The 2,662-nt window shown below is 69.2% G+C and carries 3 protein-coding genes; 1 reads left to right on the top strand and 2 read right to left on the bottom strand.

Annotated features, from left to right (window positions below):
• Positions 1-12: 12 nt before the first annotated feature.
• Positions 13-1,062, bottom strand: a complete 1,050-nt coding sequence (locus AC5RUJ_RS14195; protein ID WP_494000746.1) for a DMT family transporter — start codon at positions 1,060-1,062, stop codon at positions 13-15.
• An 85-nt stretch (positions 1,063-1,147) separates the two neighbouring features.
• Here AC5RUJ_RS14195 and AC5RUJ_RS14190 point away from each other — a divergent pair, with 85 nt between their 5' ends.
• Positions 1,148-1,921, top strand: a complete 774-nt coding sequence (locus AC5RUJ_RS14190; protein WP_494000747.1) for a MerR family transcriptional regulator — start codon at positions 1,148-1,150, stop codon at positions 1,919-1,921.
• Between the two features lie 12 nt (positions 1,922-1,933).
• Here AC5RUJ_RS14190 and AC5RUJ_RS14185 read toward each other — a convergent pair.
• On the bottom strand, positions 1,934-2,662 hold a 729-nt coding region (locus AC5RUJ_RS14185; protein ID WP_494156044.1), incomplete at its 5' end, for a gamma-glutamyl-gamma-aminobutyrate hydrolase family protein.

Raw genomic sequence — 2,662 nt, 5'->3', positions numbered from 1 at the left:
CGCCCGACCTACCTAGCGAACGCGGCCGGAACGGCGTGCGCGGCCGGAACGGGCAGCAATCAGCAGCCCGGCGCCCGTCAGCCCGATGCCCACCAGCGTCTGCGGCCCGACCGCGCTCCCCGCGGAGGGCCAGAAGAGATCCAACACCAGCGCACCCACCAGTTGCCCGCCGATCACCGTCAGTGTGGTCAGCAGCACGCCGGTGCTGGCCACCGCGACGGTGCCGGCGGCCAGGATCAAGGTTCCGAGCGGCCCGCCCAGGTACAGCCACCAGTCGCCGGTGATCAGGTCGGTTCGCCCGGTCATCAGCGCCTGGGCGGCCCAGACCGCCAGCAGGGCGACCGTCCCCACCCCGAAGTTCAGCAGCGTGGAAATCACCGGGCTGCCGTGTGCCGCGCCGACCTGGCCGAGAACGCCTTGCTGCACGCTCTGCATCAACCCGGCCACCAGCGGGATCAGCATGAACAGTACGAGCAGCCCCGCGGTCCTTGACGTTCCGAGGTGGGCGCTGGCGGCAATGAGCGAGGCCAGGAAAGCCAGCGCCGCGCCGGCGAACCTGGCGCCGCTGACCGCGATTTTCCGTCCGGCCCCGATCCCCCACCGGTCCATCAGGAGGCCGGAAGCCATTTGGCCGGACACAATGGCGATGGTGAACAGCGACAACCCGATCGGCCCGACGGTGGCCGCCTGGGCGAACACGTAGAAGGCGCCGACCAACCCGGCCCCCAGGTACCAGCGCGGATAGGCCCGCTGCCGCAGGAGCCGGGGAACGGCGCGCAGCTTGCCCCGCACCGACGGGTGCACGAGTGTGAAGAGCAGAACGGCCGCCAACCCGGTACCGAAACTGACCAGGGCCGCTCCCACCTGGTCCCCCAGCTCGATGCCCAACTGGCTGTTGAGGCGGCTCTGCATGGCCAGTCCGACCCCTGCCAACGACGCCAGGAACAACGCCAGCGGCGCTGATATCCGAATGCCTTGGCGGTGCGCCACGTTCTGCCCGCCGGGCGGGGAGGCACCGCCGCCGGGGCCTCGGGGAGAATCTGCGGGCCGGTCGGTGTGCACCTGCCGATGCTATCCCGGACGGCCAGGGAACCGCCGCACCGGACCACTTGACCTTGCCGCTGCGTCAAGCTCCATAGTGGTTGCCATGGGAACAGCACCGCAGGTTGGACGGGGCGAATACTCGATCCAGGAGGTCGCCAAGGCGGCGGGAACAACCAGCAGAACCCTCCGGCATTACCAGGACATTGGCCTGCTTGAGCCGAGCCGTATCGGCCACAACGGCTACCGCTATTACGACGACGGAGCCCTCCTTCGGTTGCAGCGCATTTTGCTGCTGCGGGAGCTCGGGTTGGGGCTGCCGGAGATCGGCAAGGTGTTCGAGGGCACCCGGGACGCGTCGGCCGCCCTGCGCGTTCACCTGGAACTGCTCCTGCAGGAGCGCGATCGCCTGGAACGGCAGATCGCCTCCGTCAAGACCACCATCGACAAGACAGAAAGGGGTGAGGATCTCGTGGCCAGTGAAATGTTCGACGGATTCGACCACACGCAGTACAAGCAGGAGGTCGAAGAGCGCTGGGGCAAGGATGCGTATGCCAAGGGCGACAAGTGGTGGCGCGGGATGTCCGACGCGGAGCGGAAGGCTTGGACGGAACGGTCCCGCCAGCTGATGGCCGACTGGGTCGCGGCCAGCCAGGCCGGGGTAGCCGCCCACAGCGCGGAGGCTCAGGCCCTGGCGCAGCGCCAGTTCGACTGGCTTTCCAGTGCCAACGGCGGCCAGCAGGTGTCCTACGGTTACTTCACCGGTCTGGGCGAGATGTACGTGGCCGACCCGCGGTTCGGCGCCAACTACGGCGGCGAGGCCGGCGCGTCTTTCGTGCGGGATGCCATGAAGGCCTACGCCGAGAGGCATTTGGCTTAGTGCCGGCCCCTGTCAGCCCAGGCCGGCGGTCGTCTTCCGGCACGCCTCGACGAAGGGCTTGAGCAGCGCCTGTAACTGCCCTTCGGGCGACCCGGGTTCTTCGGGGTGCCACTGGACCGCCAGCAGCCAGCCTTCATCGGGGCGGGCGAGTTCCACGGCTTCCACCACGCCGTCGGCCGCAGTGGCCACGACGCGGAGCCGGTCACCCAACCGGCGCACCGCTTGGTGATGGCCGGACTGGACCGCGACTTCGCCGGTGCCGAGCGCCGCCGCCAGCAGGCTGTCGGGGGCAATCCGCACCGGATGGCTGGCCATGGGCGGCTGCGGCCGATGTATCTTGTGGAACGACTCCGGGCCCAGATCCTCAAAGAGGGTGCCGGCGAAGGCGACGTTGATCAGCTGGAGTCCGCGGCAGATGCCGAGGACCGGCCGGCCGTTGGCAATAGCCCCCTTGACCAGGTCGATCTCGGTCTCGTCGGCGGCCGTGTCCACGCCGTGGACGGTTTTTTCGTCGGTGTCGCCGCCGTAGCGGGCCGGGTCCACGTCCCCGCCGCCCAGGATGACCACGCCGTCATAGTCGAGCGCGCTGAAGACGTGGCCCGACGCGGAATTCACGACGACGGGATTCGCGCCGGCGGCTTCCAGGCCTGCGGCCGCGTGCCGGGCCAGAGAGGCCAGGACGTCAGAGAACCAGACGGGATGCGACGCGGCGTCCCGGGCGTAGCTGACGGCAATGCGGGG

The organism is Arthrobacter sp. Y3223164 (assembly GCF_059091005.1).
Note: the sequence above shows the minus strand (reverse complement) of the source record. Positions and strands in the feature narration are given on the sequence as shown.

Coding starts and splice junctions, on each gene's coding strand:
- AC5RUJ_RS14190 (WP_494000747.1), top strand. CDS start 1,148: ATGGGAACAGCACCGCAGGTTGGACGGGGCGAATACTCGATCCAGGAG.